Genomic DNA, 18,488 nt, shown 5'->3' with positions numbered 1-18,488 from the left:
GACCATGCAAGGCGCACAGCTCAGACATCAGCCACCCGCACCCGGCCGCAAGCCGGTGCCGCGGGGTGCCAGCCGAATGGTGGCCAAAGAGCCGATGTCCGCGCGCCTGCCAAAAGCCAACTTCGGCTTTTTGAAAGGTCTGTTCTGGCCGGTGCTGCTGGTGGCCCTGGGGTTCGGCACTTACGAAGGCGCACAGCGTTTGCTGCCGTACGCCGACCGGCCGATCACCAAAATCGCGGTGCAGGGCGACCTGAGTTACATCAGCCAGCAGGCGGTGCAGCAGCGGATCGCCCCGTACGTGGCGTCGAGCTTCTTCACCATCGACCTGGCGAGCATGCGCACCGAGCTTGAGCAGATGCCGTGGATCGCCCACGCCGAAGTGCGCCGGGTGTGGCCGGACCAGGTGGTGATCCGCCTCGAAGAGCAACTGCCGGTGGCCCGCTGGGGTGACGAGTCGTTGCTCAACAACCAGGGCCAGGCGTTCACGCCCAAGGAACTGGCGAATTACGAACACCTGCCACAGCTGTTCGGTCCGCAGCGGGCCCAGCAGCAAGTGATGCAGCAATACCAGGTGCTGAGCCAGATGCTCCGGCCATTGGGCTTCTCGATTGCGCGGCTCGAGCTGCGTGAACGTGGCAGCTGGTTCCTGACCACCGGTGCCGGCAGTTCCGGCCCCGGGATCGAGCTGCTGCTGGGACGCGGCAACCTGGTGGAAAAGATGCGCCGCTTCATTGCCATCTATGACAAGACGCTCAAAGAACAGATTACGAACATTGCGCGCATCGATCTGCGCTATGCCAACGGCCTCGCTGTTGGCTGGCGGGAACCAGTAGCGCCGACGACAGCCCAACCCGCTGTCGCAAAGAATTAAGAAGAGGCAGGACCCATGGCAAACGTGCAAAGCGGCAAAATGATCGTCGGTCTCGATATCGGCACCTCCAAGGTGGTGGCGCTGGTCGGCGAGGTTGCGGACGACGGCTCGCTGGAAATCGTCGGGATCGGCACTCATCCGTCCCGCGGCCTGAAAAAAGGCGTGGTGGTCAACATCGAGTCCACCGTGCAATCGATCCAGCGCGCGATCGAAGAAGCCCAACTGATGGCGGGCTGCCGCATTCACTCGGCATTCGTCGGCGTGGCGGGCAATCACATTCGCAGCCTGAACTCCCACGGCATCGTCGCGATCCGTGATCGCGAAGTCAGCTCGGCGGACCTGGAGCGCGTACTCGACGCCGCCCAGGCCGTGGCGATCCCGGCCGACCAGCGTGTGCTGCACACCCTGCCGCAGGATTACGTGATCGATAACCAGGAAGGCGTGCGCGAGCCGCTGGGCATGTCCGGCGTGCGTCTGGAAGCCAAGGTTCACGTGGTCACCTGCGCCGTCAACGCCGCACAGAACATTGAAAAATGCGTGCGCCGCTGCGGTCTGGAAATCGACGACATCATTCTCGAGCAACTGGCCTCGGCCTACTCGGTACTGACCGACGACGAAAAAGAGCTGGGTGTGTGCCTGGTCGACATCGGCGGCGGCACCACCGACATCGCGATCTTCACCGAAGGCGCGATCCGCCACACGGCCGTGATCCCGATTGCCGGTGACCAGGTGACCAACGACATCGCCATGGCGTTGCGCACCCCGACCCAGTACGCCGAAGAGATCAAGATCCGCTACGCCTGCGCCCTGGCCAAACTGGCCGGTGCCGGCGAGACCATCAAGGTGCCGAGCGTCGGCGACCGTCCGCCGCGCGAACTGTCCCGTCAGGCCCTGGCCGAAGTGGTCGAGCCGCGTTACGACGAACTGTTCACCCTGATCCAGGCCGAGCTGCGTCGCAGCGGCTACGAAGACCTGATCCCGGCCGGCATCGTGCTGACCGGTGGTACTTCGAAGATGGAAGGCGCCACTGAACTTGCCGAAGAGATCTTCCACATGCCGGTCCGCCTGGGCGTGCCGCATGGCGTGAAAGGTCTGGATGACGTGGTACGCAACCCGATTTATTCCACTGGCGTTGGCTTGTTGATGTACGGCCTGCAGAAGCAGTCCGACGGGATCTCGTTCTCGGGCATCGGCAGCCGCGACAGCTACAGCAACGATGAGCCGCAGGCGCCGTTGCTGGACCGTTTGAAGAAGTGGGTTCAAGGCAACTTCTAACGCTTTACCGCAGCACCGCAACAAACAGCAGTAGGCGAAAAAACTAGAGAATGTAAGGAGAGGGAAAATGTTCGAACTCGTAGACAACATCCCCGCAAGCCCGGTAATCAAAGTTATCGGTGTTGGCGGTGGCGGCGGCAACGCTGTCAACCACATGGTCAAGAGCAACATCGAAGGCGTGGAATTCATCTGCGCCAACACCGATGCTCAAGCGCTGAAAAACATCGGCGCGCGCACCATTCTGCAACTGGGCACCGGCGTGACCAAAGGCCTGGGCGCCGGCGCCAACCCTGAAGTAGGTCGTCAGGCCGCTCTCGAAGACCGTGAGCGCATTGCCGAAGTCCTGCAGGGCACCAACATGGTGTTCATCACCACCGGCATGGGTGGTGGTACCGGTACCGGTGCTGCGCCGATCATCGCCGAAGTGGCCAAGGAAATGGGCATCCTGACCGTTGCGGTCGTGACCCGTCCGTTCCCGTTCGAAGGCCGCAAGCGTATGCAGATCGCCGACGAAGGCATCCGCATGCTCTCGGAAAGCGTCGACTCGCTGATCACCATTCCGAACGAAAAACTGCTGACCATCCTCGGCAAGGACGCAAGCCTGCTGTCGGCTTTCGCCAAGGCTGACGACGTACTGGCCGGTGCCGTTCGCGGTATCTCCGACATCATCAAGCGTCCGGGCATGATCAACGTCGACTTCGCCGACGTACGCACCGTGATGAGCGAAATGGGCATGGCGATGATGGGCACTGGCTGCGCCAGCGGTCCGAACCGTGCACGTGAAGCGACCGAAGCGGCCATCCGCAACCCGCTGCTGGAAGACGTGAACCTGCAAGGCGCACGCGGCATCCTGGTGAACATCACTGCCGGTCCTGACCTGTCCCTGGGTGAGTACTCCGACGTGGGTTCGATCATCGAAGCCTTCGCTTCCGAGCACGCGATGGTCAAGGTCGGTACCGTTATCGATCCGGACATGCGCGACGAACTGCACGTGACCGTGGTTGCCACAGGTCTGGGCGCCAAAATCGAGAAGCCTGTGAAGGTCATCGACAACACCGTTCACACTTCGATGGCGGCTGCTCAAGTGCAGCAACCGGCACCCGCTCGTCAGGAACAGCCAGCGGTGAACTACCGTGACCTGGACCGTCCGACCGTCATGCGCAACCAGGCTCAGGCCGGTGCTGCGACTGCCGCGAAGATGAATCCGCAAGATGACCTGGACTACCTGGACATCCCGGCTTTCCTGCGTCGTCAGGCCGATTGATGAAATGTATCAGGGGTATTCAGGTGATTGGTGTTCAGCAAAGGCTCGGTCTGCTATCATCGCCAGCCTTTGTTGATACCAGTTCGCAATTTGCGCTGAAGCGGCCCATGCCATGATTAAACAACGCACACTGAAAAATATTATCCGTGCCACCGGTGTAGGTCTGCACTCCGGGGAGAAGGTTTACCTGACCCTCAAGCCTGCACCTGTCGACACCGGGATCGTCTTTCGTCGTGCCGATCTCGATCCGGTTGTCGAGATACCGGCTCGTGCGGCCAACGTCGGCGAGACAACCATGTCGACGACGCTGGTCAACGGTGACGTGAAGGTAGACACGGTGGAGCACTTGCTCTCGGCCATGGCTGGCCTGGGCATCGATAACGCCTACGTCGAGCTCTCCGCGTCTGAAGTCCCGATCATGGATGGCAGCGCAGGACCTTTCGTATTCCTGATTCAATCGGCTGGCCTGGAAGAACAGGACGCCGCCAAGAAATTCATCCGCATCCTGCGTGAAGTGACAGTGGAAGACGGCGACAAGCGCGCCACTTTCGTCCCTTTCGAAGGGTTCAAGGTGAGCTTCGAGATCGATTTCGATCACCCGGTTTTCCGGGACCGCACCCAAAGTGCAAGCGTGGATTTTTCCAGCACTTCGTTCGTAAAAGAAGTCAGCCGCGCCCGTACTTTCGGTTTCATGAGTGACATCGAGTACCTGCGCAAGCACAACCTCGCACTCGGCGGCAGCGTGGAAAACGCGATCGTGGTCGATGCCGATGGCGTACTGAACGAAGACGGCCTTCGCTATGAAGACGAATTCGTGAAGCACAAGATCCTCGATGCGATTGGCGACCTGTACCTGCTGGGCAACAGCCTGATTGGTGAGTTCAAGGGCTTCAAGTCCGGCCACGCACTGAACAACCAGCTGCTGCGCAAGTTGATTGAGCAGAAAGATGCCTGGGAAGTCGTGACGTTCGAAGACGCCAGCACTGCACCAATCTCTTACATGCGCCCGGTTGCGGCGGTGTAAGTAAAAAACCTCTCTAGTTTTTTGAAGGCCACCTTTGGGTGGCCTTTTTTTATGCCTGTTTTCAGGCCACCACGACCCGGTTTCGCCCACCTTCCTTGGCCTGATACAACGCCTTGTCCGCCGCGAACAACAGCTGCTCCAGGCTGATCTCGCTCGTCGCCGTCCAGGTGCTGATGCCGATGCTTACGGTCATCGGTGACCGGTCTTCATTGACGCTTGGCAGTTGTTCCACCGCTGCGCGAATGTGCTCGGCGATCTGCTGCGCCCCGACGCTGTCGGTTTCCGCGAGAATCACCGAAAACTCCTCACCGCCATACCGCGCCACCAGGTCCGCCGGGCGCCGCACATTGGAGGTGATTACCCTCGCGAGTTCACGCAACGCCTGATCCCCGGCCTGGTGTCCGTGCCGGTCGTTGAAGGCCTTGAAGTGGTCGGCATCGATCATCAGCAATGACAGCGGCTTGGCCGAGCGCTGGGCGCGGAACCACTCGTGGCGCAGCGACTGATCGAGCATCCGCCGGTTGGCGACCCCGGTCAGGGCATCGGTCGCCGCCAGTTGCGCCAGTTCGCGTTCGGCCCGCTGGCGCAGGCGCAGCTCCCGGGCCAACAGCCAGGTCAGCCATAGCAGGCCGGCACACAGCACGCCGGTGGCACCGCTGATCAGGATCGCCGTGCGTCGCCATGCGCCGAACACTTCCTCGCTGGACAGGGCAACGATCACCGTCAGCGGCAGATTGCCGACCCGCGAATAGGTATACAGCCGTTGCTGATAATCCATGCTCGAAATGCTGTTGAAACTGCCATTGCCGTTGCTGTCGCGCAGGATCCGCACCACATTGGGCCGGGCAGCAAAGCTCTTGCCGATCGAATCGCTTTGCAGATAAGGCTTCTGTGCCAGCAGGATGCCGTCGTTGTTGATGATGTTGAGGGTGCTGTCGATGCCGATGTCGAGGCTGTTGAACAGTTGATCGAAGTAATCCAGTTTCATCGACGCCACGGCCACGCCCAGAAACTCGCCGGTGTCCGAAGAGATGCGCCGACTGAAACTGATTCGCCACTGGTTCGCGTCATCGCAATCGCAGCGGGGTTTGAACGGACGGCTGATGAACATGCCGGTGTCGCGCTTGAAGGCGTGGGCGAGAAAGTAGTCGCGGTCGGCGAAATTGCCCGGCAGCGGATCGACCCGCGAGGAGTCGGCAATCACGTCGCCATACTTGTCGAGCAACAGGATGTCGCCCTTGAAGCGCGCCGTGGTGGAGCGGTCGAACAGCGCCAGATGACGGATCTGTGGCGACACGTCTTTCAGGTCGTCACGCTGGGCGGCGGCGATCAGCCCTTGCAGCGTCAGGTCGTACAGCTCGACGGTGCGCAGCACGTCGGCGTCGATCAACTGGGCGATGGTGGTGGCGCCCCGGGTGGCCGATTCCTGCGCGTTGGCGTGTTCGCGGATCAGCAGGAACGTGACGATGCACACAATCGCGATCACGCTCAGCAGGCTGCCGAGGATCAGCAGCAGCTCGGAGCGTCCGGTCGTGCCGGAAACGGTAGGGGTGCGGCTCGCGATCATGGTTCGGTTTCGGTAAGGGATTCTTGTAAGCGTAGTTGTACCCGCTTCGCTGCCACAGGCAAGAAAAAGGCCAGCGCATCAGGCTGGCCTTTTACTGTAGCGCCGATCTTAGAAGACGTTGATCGGGTAGTCGATGATCACACGGTATTCATCTGTGTCCGTATCCAGCGCGCCGTAACCGTTGCCGCCACGGTTGGTCGCCCATTGCAGACGCACCGCCAGGTCTTTGGCCTGGCCGCCCTGCACCACGTACTTGAGGTCGATGTCGCGCTCCCAGTGCTTGGCGTTGCGGCCTTCGGCGCTGTACCACGAGGCGTAACCCTTGCTGTCCGGATCGGCCTTGGTCAGGTCCAGTGTGCCGCGCGAGTAGGACAGCGACGAAGTCAGGCCCGGCAGGCCGATGCCGGCGAAGTCGTAGGCGTACTTGAGTTTCCACGAGCGCTCGTTCGGGCCGTTGAAGTCCGAGTACTGCTGGGAGTTGTCGAGGTAAACGCTGTCACCCTGGCTGATGTAATCGAACGGCGTGTTGCCGTTGACCCGCTGATACGCGGCGGTGACGCTGTGGCTGCCGATGCCGACGGTGAGATGCAGGCTGTAGGTGTTGTTGTCGATATTGCCCAGCAGCGCGTCGCCGGTGTCCTGCGTGTGATAGAAGTGCAGACCCGGGTTGAGGGTCACCCGATCGTTCAACGCCCAGGTGTAGTCGAGGTCGTAGTAGTACTGGTTCCAGATGTCCTTCAACTCGGAGGCATACAGGCTGCTGGTCAGGCCTTCGACGCCGCTCCAGGCCACGCCGGCCCAGTTCAGATGCTGGCTCTTGTCGCCGTCGGCGAGGGTGCCGTAAGAGGTGCCGATGCGTTTGTGACCGCTCTGGTTGTAGGGTTTGGTGAAGCTGGCCTGGCCGCCTTCAATCATCCAGCCGTCGAAGCTGTGATTGGTCAGGCTGAGGCCGCGAAAGGTCTGCGGCAGCATGCGCGTCTCGCCACCGGCGATCACCGGGTTGGCGAGGAACAGGTCACCGGCCTTCAGCTCGGTATCGAACGCTCGCATCTTCAAGGTGCCGCCCGCCGTGGAGAACGAGCCCGGCGCTTTGCCGCTGCCGTCACTGACCGGCAGGATGCTGGAGTTGTCGGTGCCGCCACCGCCGTCGAGTTTCAGACCGAGCATGGCGTGGGCATCGATGCCGAAGCCGACCGTGCCTTCGGTGTAGCCCGACTCGAATTTGCCGAGGAAACCCTGGCCCCACTCGATGTTGTCATCCGTCTGCTGCAGACGGTTACGGTTCATGTAGTAGTTGCGGGCGTTGAGGTTGAGACTCGCGCCTTCGACGAAACCTTGTTGCTCGGCTTCGGCAGCGTGGGCGGCGGGGGCAATCGTTGCGGCAATTGCAATGAACAGCGGGGTGAAGCGAACTGGGTAACGCACGTGCGGTAAAGCTCCTTGGGGTCAACTGACACTTCAATGTCTTGAGGTGCGGGATGTTTCTAATTGTTAAAGACGAACCGGACAGCTTACAGACCACAACGAAAAAAGGCCGCTGAAAATCAGCGGCCTGCAAGGACGACGGTTGAACGGGAAGAGCCAAACAACCGCGTCGAGGGAAACGTTGCGCGGTGCGCGACTCAGCTGTCTTTCTCTGAAGCCTGAGTCAGGGAAGTTGCGGCCTGAGGGGCTTGCGTGGCGTCTTGAGCCTTGGCCATCACTTCTGCCTGATGCTGTTCGAATGCGTGAGCGCGAGCGGCGTTTTGCGCTACGAACGTCTGGGATTCTTCAGCCATCGCCATCGGCGACAGGATCAATGAGGACAAAACGAAAGCGCTGGCAATACCCATACTGTTGGACATCTTGAAAACCTTCTTGCTTGGCAAGTGCTGTTTGGTGCGGGCAAAGATAAGGATCCTGGCCATGGGGAAACAGAGCCAATTCATGAAAGGACTTTTGTTTGATTGGTAACAGTCAGGACGAAAAACAAGGAATAGCTGCAGAGAACGCCACGAACTCAACGACTAGTCGTGGCGCCTATCGAAGCTCAATAAATTGACTTCTCTGTCTCATCTCGGATGTCGAATTCTGCAGTGAACTTGCGTGAGGCTCCATCCATTGGGATATGGGCCTCTAACGATCCTTGAGCATGGCCTAGGTTCGCATCGAACAGTTTCAAGGTGAGCGATCCGCTGTCAGCGGGAATAGATGTTCGTTGACTGTCCAGTTGAGTGAAGCGTCCGACCCGGATGATGTCCGGCCACGTTTCAGTGAGTGAATGAGTACCTGTCGTTAACGTCGGGGGGAAATCAATTTGCATACCGATAAAATAAGCACGACCGTCACTTGGGTCAGGATTTTTGAGCTCTAACTTGGCATCAAGGGTAATACCTTTGTTACCTGTAGGGGACTGTCGATAGGTGACGTCGGCCGTATCAATTTTTCCATCGTAGTCTTCCGTTGTTCTTAGAAAGCCTATCGAGCTCACGTTTGAGTTGTCTGTAGCATTGCTGCTCATCCTGACCTCCAGGTCATTCAATGAAACGCGGCAAATACCGGCGTGGTATTCGTCTGTTCATTTGATGAGGTGAGCGGAGCACCGTCTACTGTCAGAAATTACAGGTGGGACCACTTTTGGGCTTTAAACTGACCGGTGGTAACGCCGGGTCAGTGGCATCAGACCGGCAAATGGATCCCGAAAGTGTTCATCCCGCGATCACTGCGCACAAACACATCCCCCCCATGCATCAGCGCAATCGCCTTGACGATCGCCAGCCCCAATCCGTGATTGTTGCCGCTGTTGCTGCGTGAAGCATCCACCCGGTAGAAGCGCTCGAACAAGCGCGGCAAATGCTCACTGGCAATCGGCGAACCGGGGTTGGCCACGCCGATGCTGACCTGATGGTCCTCGACCGCGATCTGCACTTCGATCACCTGTCCCGGCGCCGTGTGCTGCACCGCGTTGCTCAGCAGATTGATCAAAGCCCGGCGCAGATGGGCGATTTCGATCTGCACCTGCGCATCGCCGCTTACCCGCACCTGGACCTGCGCGTCTTCGAGGATGAAGTCGAGGTATTCGAGGGTGGTCGCCACCTCATCGGCCAGCGAGGTCGAGGTCAGTTTGGTGGCCTTGCTGCCCTGATCGGCGCTGGCCAGGAACAGCATGTCGTTGATGATCGAACGCAGGCGTTCCAGTTCTTCGAGGTTGGATTGCAGCACTTCGAAATAATGCTCGGCAGAGCGTCCGCGAGTGAGGGCGACCTGGGTCTGGCCGATCAGGTTGGTCAACGGCGAGCGCAGCTCATGGGCGACGTCGGCGTTGAAGGATTCCAGCCGTGAGTACGCTTGTTCAACCCGCTCCAGCGTCGAGTTGAACGAGTCGACGAACTGCTCCAGTTCCGGCGGCAACGGCGACAGACGCAGTCGCCCGGCACGCAACGGCGGCGCCAGACGCTGGGCTTCGTGGGACAGTTTGATCAACGGCTTGAGGCCAATCCGCGCCACCCAGTAACCCAAGGCCGATGCCAGCAGCACGCCGATCACCGCCAGACTCACCAGCGCGATCAGCAACTGATGCTGGGTCTGGTGAAAGGTCTCGGTGTCGATGCCGATCATGAAGCGCAGCGGGGGGCGTTGATCCTTGGCCGGCAGTTCGGTCAGCAACACTTTCAGCGGGTAGGGATGGTCGGGCAGTTGCAGATCGCGCATGCCCAGCGGGCCTTGGGCAAACGCGCGGATCAAGGCATCCGGCTCGCCAAATTCGTACCCCGGATTGCCGCTGACCACCCAGAAACGGATGCGTTTGTCTTCTTCGCCGAGCAGCTTGAGCTTGGCGTTGATCTTCACCCAATGCTCGGGGGTGCCATAGCGGTTGAGCGCGGATTCCAGCACGCTGTAACGCGCATCGAGCTCTGCTTCCGGCAGCAGGCCCAGGCCTTTGTCCACTTGTTGATACAGCGCGCCGCCGATCAACAGGAACACCAGCAGCGCCACCAGCGTGAACATCCCGCTCAAGCGCAGGGCGATGGAGTTACTGGACACCACGGCTCTCCAGCACATAACCCATGCCTCGGATGGTGTGCAGCAGTTTCTCGTCGAACGGCCCGTCGAGCTTGGCTCGCAGGCGCTTGATCGCGACTTCGACCACGTTGGCGTCGCTGTCGAAATTGATGTCCCAGACCATCTCGGCAATCGCGGTTTTCGAGAGGATTTCGCCCTGACGCCGGGCCAGCACGCTGAGCAGCGAAAACTCCTTCGCGGTCAGATCCAGCCGGGTGCCGGCGCGGGTGGCCTTGCGGCTGATCAGATCGATCCACAGGTCGGCGATGCTCACTTGTACCGGTTCATGGCCGCCACTGCGCCGGGTCAGCGCTTGCAGGCGCGCCACCAGTTCGAGGAAGGAGAACGGTTTGCCGAGGTAATCGTCGGCGCCGTCGCGCAGGCCCCGGATCCGGTCTTCAACCCGCTCGCGGGCGGTGAGCATGATCACCGGCGTCTGCTTGCGCGCACGCAACGCGCGCAGCACACCGAAGCCATCAAGACCCGGCAGCATCACGTCGAGGACGATCACCGCGTAGTCGCTTTCCAGCGCCAGGTGCAGGCCCTCGACGCCGTCGCGGGCCAGATCCACGGTGTAACCCTGTTCCGTCAGGCCGCGGTGCAGGTAGTCCGCGGTTTTCTCTTCGTCTTCGATAATCAGAACGCGCATGACCCGCCTCAGTCTGTCGTTGCCAGCGCCGCGATGGGCGCAGGTTTGGGCTTGTGGAACAGCCGCTCAAGCCACAAGTATATGACCGGCGTGGTGAACAGCGTCAGCATCTGGCTGACCAGCAGCCCACCCACGACCGCCATCCCCAATGGCTGGCGCAGTTCGGCACCGGTGCCGTAGCCGAGCATCAGCGGCAGGGCGCCGAGCAGGGCTGCGAGGGTGGTCATGATGATCGGCCGGAACCGCGTGATACACGCTTCGAAAATCGCATCCTGCGGCGATAGCCCACGATGACGCTGCGCTTCCAGGGCGAAGTCGATCATCAGGATGCCGTTTTTCTTGACGATACCGATCAGCAGCACCAGCCCGATCAGCGCCATGATCGAAAAGTCCTGGCCGCAGATCCACAGCATGATCACCGCGCCGAGACCCGCCGCCGGCAAGGTCGAGATGATGGTCAGCGGATGGACGAAGCTCTCGTAGAGCACGCCGAGAATGATGTACACCGCCACCAGCGCCGCGAGAATCAGCCACGGCTGACTTTTCAGCGAGCTCTGGAACGCCTGGGCCGCGCCCTGGAAGTTCCCGCTGATGGCGGTCGGCATGCCGATTTCGGCCTTGGCCTGATTGAGCAGAATCACCGCGTCGCCCAGTGCTACGCCGGGCGCCAGGTTGAACGACAGGTTGGCGGCCGGGAACATGCCGTCGTGGGCAATGGACAGCGGGCCGATGGTCGGCGCATCGAATCGGGCCAGCGCCGACAGCGGCACCATCTCTCCGCTCAGCGGCGAGCGCAGGTAGAAATAGTTGAGGCTTTCGGCCTTGCCGCGCTGTTTGGTGTCCAGCTCCAGAATTACGTTGTACTGGTTGACCTGGGTCTGGAATTCGTTGATCTGCCGCTGGCCGAAGGCGTCGTACAGCGCCTCGTCGACATCACTCGCTGTCAGGCCGAAACGCGCGGCGGCGCTGCGGTCGATGCTGATGTGAGTGATGCTGCCGCCCAGTTGCAGGTCGTTGGAAATGTCACGGAATGCCGGAATGCTGCGCAGTTTCTCGGTGAGTTTCTGGGTCCAGGTGGCGAGGGTCGGCCCGTCGTTGCTCTTGAGCACGTATTGGTACTGCGCACGGCTCGGGCCGGAGCTGAGGTTGATGTCCTGGCCGGCGCGCAGGTAAAGCACGATGCCGGGGACTTTCATCAGTTGCGGACGAATGCGGTCGATGAACTGGCTGGCCGAAACATCGCGGTCACCGCGTTTTTTCAGGGCGATCCAGAAGCGGCCGTTGGCGATGGTCTGGTTGCTGCCGGATACGCCGACCGAATGGGAAAACGCCTGGACGGCCGGGTCGGCGGCGACGATTTCGGCCATTGCCAGGTGTTTTTTCACCATGTCGCTGTAGGAGATATCGGCGGCGGCTTCGGTGGTGCCGAGGACGAAACCGGTGTCCTGTACCGGGAAGAAACCCTTGGGGATAAACACGTAGCCGCCAATCGCCAGCGCGACGGAAATACCGAACACGCCGATCATCAGTTTCTGGTGGGCGAGAGCGCGGCGCAGGCCTTTTTCGTACCAGCCGAGCAGCCGTTCGCTGAAGCCCGGTTTGTCATGGGCGTGATGCACCGGTTTGCGCATGAACAGCGCTGCCAGCGTCGGCGCCAGTGTCAGGGATACCACCACGGAAATCATGATGGTCGAGGTGGCCGTCAGGGCGAATTCCTTGAACAAACGCCCGACTACGCCGCCCATGAACAGCAGCGGAATGAACGCCGCCACCAGCGAGAAACTGATCGAGACCACGGTGAAACCGATCTCGCCGGCGCCCTTGATCGCGGCGTCGCGCATGCTGTCGCCGGCCTCCAGATGGCGGTGAATGTTTTCCACCACCACGATCGCATCGTCGACCACGAAACCTACCGCCACGACGATGGCCACCAGCGTCAGGTTGTTCAGACTGAAGCCGAGTAAATACATCAGCGCGAAACTGGCAGTCAGCGACACGCCGAGCACCGCCGAGACAATCATCGTCGCCGACAGCTGGCGCAGGAACAGCGCCATCACCGCCACCACCAGCAGGATCGCGATCAGCAGGGTGATTTCCACTTCATGCAGCGAGGCGCGGATGGTCTGGGTGCGGTCGATCAGGGTTTTGACCTGCACCGACGCCGGCAGCATGGCTTCGAGGCCAGGCAGGGCGGCCTGAATCCGGTCCACGGTTTCGACGATGTTGGCGCCGGGCTGGCGGGAGATCACCAGGTTCACGCCCGGCCGATCACCGGCCCACGCCTGCACGTAGGCATCTTCCGAACCGTTGACGACTTTCGCCACATCCTTGAGGTGAACCGGGGCGCCGTCCTTGTAGGAAACGATGAGCTGGCTGTATTCCTCGGGATGAAACAACTGGTCGTTGGTCGACAGCGTGGAAATGCTCGAGTCGCCATACAGCGCACCTTTGGCGAGGTTGAGGCTGGTCTGCTGGATCGCCACACGAATATCGGCGAGGGTCAGACCGATGGCCGCCAGTTTGTCCGCCGAAGCTTGAACGCGGATTGCCGGACGTTGCTGACCGGTGATGTTGATCTGGCCCACGCCGTCGATCTGACTGATCTGACGGGCAAGGAGGGTTTCCACCAGATCGCTGAGTTCGGTGCCGGGCATCTGCGTTGAGCTGACGCTGAGGATCAGCACCGGGCTGTCGGCCGGGTTGACCTTCTTCCAGGTCGGCAGGGTCGGCATGTCTTTCGGCAGTTTGCCGGCGGCGGTGTTGATCGCGGCCTGCACTTCCTGGGCGGCGGTGTCGATGCTCTTGTCGAGGGTGAATTGCAGGGTCAGCAGGCTGGAGCCCAGCGCACTGCTGGAGGTCATCTGGGTCATGCCGGGGATGGCGCTGAATTGCACCTCCAGCGGCGTGGCCACGGACGAAGCCATGGTGTCCGGGCTGGCACCGGGCAACTGCGCGGAGACCTGGATCGTAGGAAATTCCGCTTCCGGCAGCGGGGCAATCGGCAGGCGCGGGAAGGCAATCACCCCGACCAGTACCAGCGCGATGGTCAGCAGAATCGTCGCCACCGGGTGATCGATGCACCAGGTCGAAACGCCTTTGTGCTGCTTCATGGCTTGGGCTCCGCTTGCACCACCTGCGGCGGCTCGCTCATGACTTGCACGGTCGAACCGGGCTTGAGCCGTGACTGGCCATCACTGACCAGTACGTCGCCGGGCTTCACGCCCTTGATGATGTCCTGGCCGCTGCCCTGATAAACCATCTGCACCTGCACGGCTTCAACCTTGTCGCCGTTGACCCGGTACACGAAGTGTTGATCCAGACCTCGCTGTACGACGGTAGGCGGGACCACCAGCGCATCTTTATCCAGTGCCGTCTGAATTTTTACCGTCACCAGCAGGCCCGGCCAGAGCTTCTGATTCGGGTTGTCGAACTCGGCCTTGGCGCGGATGGTGCCGGTGTTGGCGTTGATCTGGTTGTCGATCAGGGTCAGGTGACCTTCGCCGAGCAGGTTGCCGGTTTCGCCGTCGGTGTCGGCGCCGATGTAGGCCTTGACCTGTGCGCGCTGCGGATCGCTGATCAGGCCTTGCAGGGTCGGCAGCATTTGCTGGGGCAGGGAAAACTCGACGGCGATCGGGTCGATCTGGGTCACGGTGAACAGGCCCTGGGTGTCGGTCATGCGCAGGAAGTTGCCTTCGTCGACCGTGCGAATCCCGACGCGACCGGTGACCGGGGAGCGAATCTGGGTGTAGGAAAGTTGTACCTGTGCTGCGTCAATCGAGGCCTGATTGCCTTGGGCGGTGGCCTTGAGTTGGTTGACCAGTGCCTGTTGCTGGTCGTAGGTCTGCTTGGAGACGCCGTCGTCGACGCTGAGCAGTTTGTAGCGCTTGAGGTTGACCAGCGCCACTTGCAGTTGTGCCTGGCTTTCGCCCAGTTGCGCCCGGGCCTGGTCGAGGCTGGCGCGGATCGAGCGGTCGTCGATGGTGGCGAGCAGGTCGCCTTGTTTCACCAGTTGGCCCTCCTTGACCAGGAGCTTGGTGAGGATGCCATCGATTTGTGGGCGCACCACTACGCTGTGCAGTGAGAGGACCGAGCCGATGCCGCTGGTGTAGCGGGGGACGTCTTTTTCGCTGACGGCGACGACCCGCACCGGGATGGCGGTGGGGGCTGCGAGTTTGGCCGGGGCGGGTTTCAGGGTGAACCACAGGGCCCCGGCTGCGACGGCGATCAGCAGGATAGCGAGCAGGGCTTTTTTCTTCTGGGTTTGCATGCTTGTGGGGCGCCAGGGGGACGGGGTTTGGGCAGGTTTTGTCTTTATAAACTTGTTTGGGGGTCAGGAGGGTGACGGCTAGCTGTCGCGGCTGTCAGTTTTCTTGGGTGTATATCCGTTGCTGCGGTAACGGCCGCTTATGGTTCCGCCCTTACGGCGGGTCACTTTGGCAAACGCCCCAAAGTAACCAAAGGTCTGGGCCCCTGCGTTCGGCGCCTCGCTGTGGCTCGGCGTTCCTTCGTTGCGGGATTCATCCGGGGGCATCGCCTACGGTTTGCTTCGCTGCACCTCCTCTCGATGCATGCGGCTGCGCCGCACGGTCGCTGCGCTCCCACCCCCGGATAAATCCCTCCACTCAGCCTTCCGATGGGGCCGGCACGTCAAGAGCGGTACTCGAGCTAACGCTCATTGTGTTGAGTGGTGGGAAGCGAGAAGCGAGAAGCGGAAAGCGGAAAGCGGAAAGCGGAAAGCGGAAAGCGGAAAGCGGAAAGCGGAAAGCGGAAAGCGACTGCTTACTGCTTGATCGTTCCCACGCTCCGCGTGGGAATGCAGCCCGGGACGCTCCGCGTTCCATTTTCGGATGTTTGGATATGTGTTGGGTGTACCGTTTGTTGCGGTAGTGCTTTTGGGTTGATCGGGAGAGGTGGTCCGTTAGTCGACCTGTCCCCAAAAGGCCCTGGCCGTATCCTTTTGGGGGCTCTTTAAACTCCGCGCACGCAGGTATACTGCGCGCTTTCGCGGCTCGTCCACCGGGCCGGACTTTTTGCTTTGCGGAGCTTTCATGACTTCCCCAATCGACAACGCTGTGAGCGATGTCCCGGCAGAGCTGGCCGAGGCCGGCGAATCCAAGCCGACCATTCCTGCGTTCAAGTTTCCGTTCAAGCCAGGTGAGCTGGCGGCTGCCAAAGCGGCGAAGCAGCCGCAGTTCAAGGGCAAGGACGGTGATCGTCACGCCAAGATTCCGGGTGTGGCGCCGTCGGGCACTCGCCGTTCGATGGGCAAGCGCTGATTCATTCCCGCCTCGGCCGTCGCTGTGATTTTCGGTCACAGTGATGGCTAATTGCTCAGTTCCTGAGCCAGATCAACGTTTAACCAGTTAGTGCGCTTAGAGTCAGCAGCCCTGCCGACTCTTTCCAATAAAACGAGCGCGCTTTCCATGAAGATCAATCTCCCGGTGACCGGGCGCAATGTCGATGTTGCGCCGGATGCGAACATTCTCTCGACCACCGATCTGACCAGCGCGATCACCTACGCCAACGACGATTTCATCAAGATCAGCGGTTACAGCCGCGACGAGCTGCTGGGTGCGCCGCACAATTTGCTGCGCCATCCGGACATGCCCGCGCAGGCGTTTGCCCATATGTGGCAGACGCTCAAGCGCGGGCGGTCGTGGATGGGGCTGGTGAAGAATCGTTGCAAGAACGGTGATCACTACTGGGTCAGTGCCTATGTCACGCCGGTCACGCAGAACGGTGCGGCGGTGGAATATCAGTCGGTGCGCACGCGGCCGGATGCGCGGCAGATTGCGGCGGCGGAGCGGGCGTATGCGCAGTTGCGCGAGGGGCGGGTGGCGCGGTGGCAGCGGCTGCCGAGCCTGGGTTTGCGGGCGCGGATCATGGCGTTGACCAGTTCGGTGCTGGCGGTGGTGCTTGGGATTGAAGCCTGGCTGCGGCCGGAGTCCATGGGCATCGAAGCCGCTGCACTGGTGGCCGGCAGTGGCGCGTGTGCGCTGGGCGTGGGTTGGTTATTGCGTCCGCTGGAGCGTCTGACCGAGCGTGCGCGGCTGATTGCCGACAACCCGTTGAGTCAGGGCATTTATACCGGGCGACGGGATCAGTTCGGGCAGATCGAGTTTGCCTTGCAGATGCTCGAAGCGCAGGTCGGTGCGGTGGTGGGGCGGATCGGTGATGCCTCGCAGCGATTGGCCGGACATGCGGCGCAGCTTGTGGATCATTTGCACAGCAGTCACACCAGTACGTTGGCGCAGTAGGCGGAAACCGATCAGGTGGCGGCGGCGATTCATCAGATGGCGGCCAGTGTGGCCGAGGTCGCCAGCCATGCGCAGCAGGCGTCGGTGGCGGCGGATATGGCGGGGACGGAAACCCGTGAGGGGCATCTGCTGGTGGGCGAGAGTCGCAGTGCGGTGTTGCGGCTGGCCGAAGAGTTGGGGCGGGCGACCGAGGTGATTCATCAGCTCGAAGGCCACAGCAGCGAGATTTCCGGGGTGCTGGAGGTGATTCGCAGCATCGCCGAACAGACCAATCTGCTGGCGCTCAACGCGGCGATCGAAGCGGCGCGGGCCGGGGATGCCGGGCGCGGGTTTGCGGTGGTCGCCGATGAGGTGCGTGGCCTGGCCCAGCGCACTCAGCAGTCGACCAACGAGATTCAACGGATGATCAGCACCCTTCAAAACGGCGCGCGGGATGCGGTGCTGGTGATGCAGCAGAGCAGCGAGCATGTGGATAACAGCGTCGAGCAGGCGCAGCGCGCGGCCCGGGCCTTGGACGGGATCAGCGGGCGGGTCGAGCAGATCACCGAGATGAGCCTGCAAATCGCTGCAGCCGTCGAAGAGCAGAGCGCGGTGAGCGAGGACATCAACCGCAACATCGTCAGCATTCGCACGGCGTGTGAGTTGACGGTGGATGAGGGGCGCCAGAGCCAGCTCAACTCACAGGATGTGGCGGGGCTGGCGGGGGATTTGCGTTCGCTGGCGCGGGAGTTCTGGGGGCGGCGGCAGGGCGCTTAGGCCGCCCGCAGTGAGATGAATGCGTAGGTCTGCGGCGGCTCGGACACCACTTGTGCCCCGGCCGCCCGCACTTGTCCGGCGATGTCGTCGCCGGAGACATGGAACAGCCATTCGCTGGAAACTTCGCTCAATGGCTGCGCCGTGACCTGATCGATCACCGAGGCAAACGCGCCCATGTCCGGCAGGTACGCGGTGAATCCGTCGCCCTTGAGCGCGGTGGTGCGGATGCCGAGCAAGCCGCAGATCGCATCCTTGATCCGGATGTCATCGCGATCCGCTTGACGCGAGCGCTGGATCAGCGTCACCAGTTCCTGATCCACCAGTTCACCGCCGACGATCAGGTCCGGCCCTTGCTCCCACGACTCCGGCGGGCAGTCCTTGGCGGCGGGGTTGAGCGGGATGTGCGGATTGATTTCGGCGGGATAGATGCGGCACACCAGCGGCCGGCGTTCGTAGATGCGGCACAGCTTGTCTTCGTCAAGATTCCGGCAGGGGCCGACGTTGTAGGCAGCGAAAGTGATTGCCACATGGGCGTCGGACATTCCGCTGCGCACCACCGCCGAACGCCGCTGCGCATGTTCGCGCTGCTGTTCCGGCAGACCCAGGCCGTTGGCGAGAAACGCCTCCACCAGCACGATCACCTGACCGCCGTCAGCCGCCCACATGCGGGCTTCGGCCAGGGTCAGGGGCACATGGTGATCGGTGCAGCATTTGCCGCAACCTACGCAGGAAAAGGTGGTATTCATTGAGCGGGCAATCTTCAATCAGGGTATGAATCGGCGAC

15 protein-coding genes and 1 pseudogene are annotated in these 18,488 nt (G+C 61.4%); 7 read left to right on the top strand and 9 right to left on the bottom strand.

The genetic code is table 11. From position 1 onward, the window contains the following. Nucleotides 1–4: 4 nt before the first annotated feature. The 4 genes from ABTV87_RS24085 (at nucleotide 5) to lpxC (ending at nucleotide 4,434) form a co-directional block, all read left to right on the top strand. Nucleotides 5–871: a cell division protein FtsQ/DivIB gene (locus ABTV87_RS24085; RefSeq protein ID WP_007956757.1), complete on the top strand. Its 867-nt coding sequence runs from the start codon at nucleotides 5–7 to the stop codon at nucleotides 869–871. Between the two features lie 15 nt (nucleotides 872–886). Next, entirely contained in the window at nucleotides 887–2,146 is a 1,260-nt protein-coding gene (gene ftsA / locus ABTV87_RS24080) for a cell division protein FtsA (protein WP_007956755.1), read from the top strand. 67 nt (nucleotides 2,147–2,213) lie between these two features. Beyond that, on the top strand, nucleotides 2,214–3,410 hold the full coding sequence (gene ftsZ / locus ABTV87_RS24075; RefSeq protein ID WP_085606919.1) for a cell division protein FtsZ: 1,197 nt from the start codon (nucleotides 2,214–2,216) through the stop codon (nucleotides 3,408–3,410). Between the two features lie 112 nt (nucleotides 3,411–3,522). Then, a complete protein-coding gene (lpxC, locus tag ABTV87_RS24070; protein WP_007956752.1) occupies nucleotides 3,523–4,434 on the top strand; it encodes a UDP-3-O-acyl-N-acetylglucosamine deacetylase in 912 nt (303 codons plus the stop codon). A 61-nt stretch (nucleotides 4,435–4,495) separates the two neighbouring features. Here the strand turns inward: lpxC and ABTV87_RS24065 are convergent, their stop codons facing one another. From ABTV87_RS24065 to ABTV87_RS24030, 8 genes are all read right to left on the bottom strand, one after another. Next, entirely contained in the window at nucleotides 4,496–6,001 is a 1,506-nt protein-coding gene (locus ABTV87_RS24065; RefSeq protein ID WP_221534736.1) for a sensor domain-containing diguanylate cyclase, read from the bottom strand. A 108-nt stretch (nucleotides 6,002–6,109) separates the two neighbouring features. Next, nucleotides 6,110–7,426 (bottom strand): OprD family porin, encoded by a 1,317-nt coding sequence (locus tag ABTV87_RS24060; RefSeq protein ID WP_221535360.1) that lies wholly within the window; start codon nucleotides 7,424–7,426, stop codon nucleotides 6,110–6,112. A 197-nt stretch (nucleotides 7,427–7,623) separates the two neighbouring features. Beyond that, entirely contained in the window at nucleotides 7,624–7,845 is a 222-nt protein-coding gene (locus ABTV87_RS24055) for a hypothetical protein (RefSeq protein ID WP_433898477.1), read from the bottom strand. A 185-nt stretch (nucleotides 7,846–8,030) separates the two neighbouring features. Further along, nucleotides 8,031–8,501 carry a hypothetical protein gene (locus ABTV87_RS24050; protein ID WP_221535359.1) on the bottom strand — a complete coding sequence of 157 codons (471 nt, stop codon included), beginning with the start codon at nucleotides 8,499–8,501 and terminating at the stop codon, nucleotides 8,031–8,033. 158 nt (nucleotides 8,502–8,659) lie between these two features. Continuing rightward, nucleotides 8,660–10,024, bottom strand: coding sequence for a heavy metal sensor histidine kinase (locus tag ABTV87_RS24045; RefSeq protein ID WP_007956745.1), 1,365 nt, complete (start codon nucleotides 10,022–10,024; stop codon nucleotides 8,660–8,662). Next, nucleotides 10,014–10,691 carry a heavy metal response regulator transcription factor gene (locus ABTV87_RS24040; protein WP_003228008.1) on the bottom strand — a complete coding sequence of 226 codons (678 nt, stop codon included), beginning with the start codon at nucleotides 10,689–10,691 and terminating at the stop codon, nucleotides 10,014–10,016. Before ABTV87_RS24040 ends, ABTV87_RS24045 begins: the two co-directional genes overlap by 11 nt. Before the next feature lie 8 nt (nucleotides 10,692–10,699). Then, on the bottom strand, nucleotides 10,700–13,801 hold the full coding sequence (locus ABTV87_RS24035; protein ID WP_433898476.1) for a multidrug efflux RND transporter permease subunit: 3,102 nt from the start codon (nucleotides 13,799–13,801) through the stop codon (nucleotides 10,700–10,702). Continuing rightward, nucleotides 13,798–14,958 (bottom strand): efflux RND transporter periplasmic adaptor subunit, encoded by a 1,161-nt coding sequence (locus ABTV87_RS24030; RefSeq protein WP_085606909.1) that lies wholly within the window; start codon nucleotides 14,956–14,958, stop codon nucleotides 13,798–13,800. Before ABTV87_RS24030 ends, ABTV87_RS24035 begins: the two co-directional genes overlap by 4 nt. A gap of 781 nt (nucleotides 14,959–15,739) precedes the next feature. Between ABTV87_RS24030 and ABTV87_RS24025 the strand changes: the two genes are divergently transcribed. From ABTV87_RS24025 to ABTV87_RS24015, 3 genes and pseudogenes are all read left to right on the top strand, one after another. Continuing rightward, nucleotides 15,740–15,967, top strand: coding sequence for a hypothetical protein (locus tag ABTV87_RS24025; protein ID WP_039765632.1), 228 nt, complete (start codon nucleotides 15,740–15,742; stop codon nucleotides 15,965–15,967). 147 nt (nucleotides 15,968–16,114) lie between these two features. After that, nucleotides 16,115–16,535, top strand: a pseudogene (locus ABTV87_RS24020) (PAS domain-containing protein); the annotation flags it as partial. 449 nt (nucleotides 16,536–16,984) lie between these two features. Continuing rightward, complete coding sequence (locus tag ABTV87_RS24015; RefSeq protein WP_433898475.1) at nucleotides 16,985–17,704, top strand: methyl-accepting chemotaxis protein; 720 nt, start codon at nucleotides 16,985–16,987, stop codon at nucleotides 17,702–17,704. Here the strand turns inward: ABTV87_RS24015 and ABTV87_RS24010 are convergent. Further along, the gene (locus tag ABTV87_RS24010; protein ID WP_433898474.1) at nucleotides 17,701–18,450 is read right to left on the bottom strand and encodes a YkgJ family cysteine cluster protein; all 750 of its coding nucleotides are present in this window, start codon (nucleotides 18,448–18,450) and stop codon (nucleotides 17,701–17,703) included. The two genes, ABTV87_RS24015 and ABTV87_RS24010, sit on opposite strands and share 4 nt — an antisense overlap. Nucleotides 18,451–18,488: the final 38 nt, after the last annotated feature.

The organism is Pseudomonas sp. PSE1(2024) (genome assembly GCF_050990555.1).
Taxonomy (GTDB): domain Bacteria; phylum Pseudomonadota; class Gammaproteobacteria; order Pseudomonadales; family Pseudomonadaceae; genus Aquipseudomonas; species Aquipseudomonas aphyarum.
This window is presented reverse-complemented; position numbering and strand designations above follow the sequence as displayed.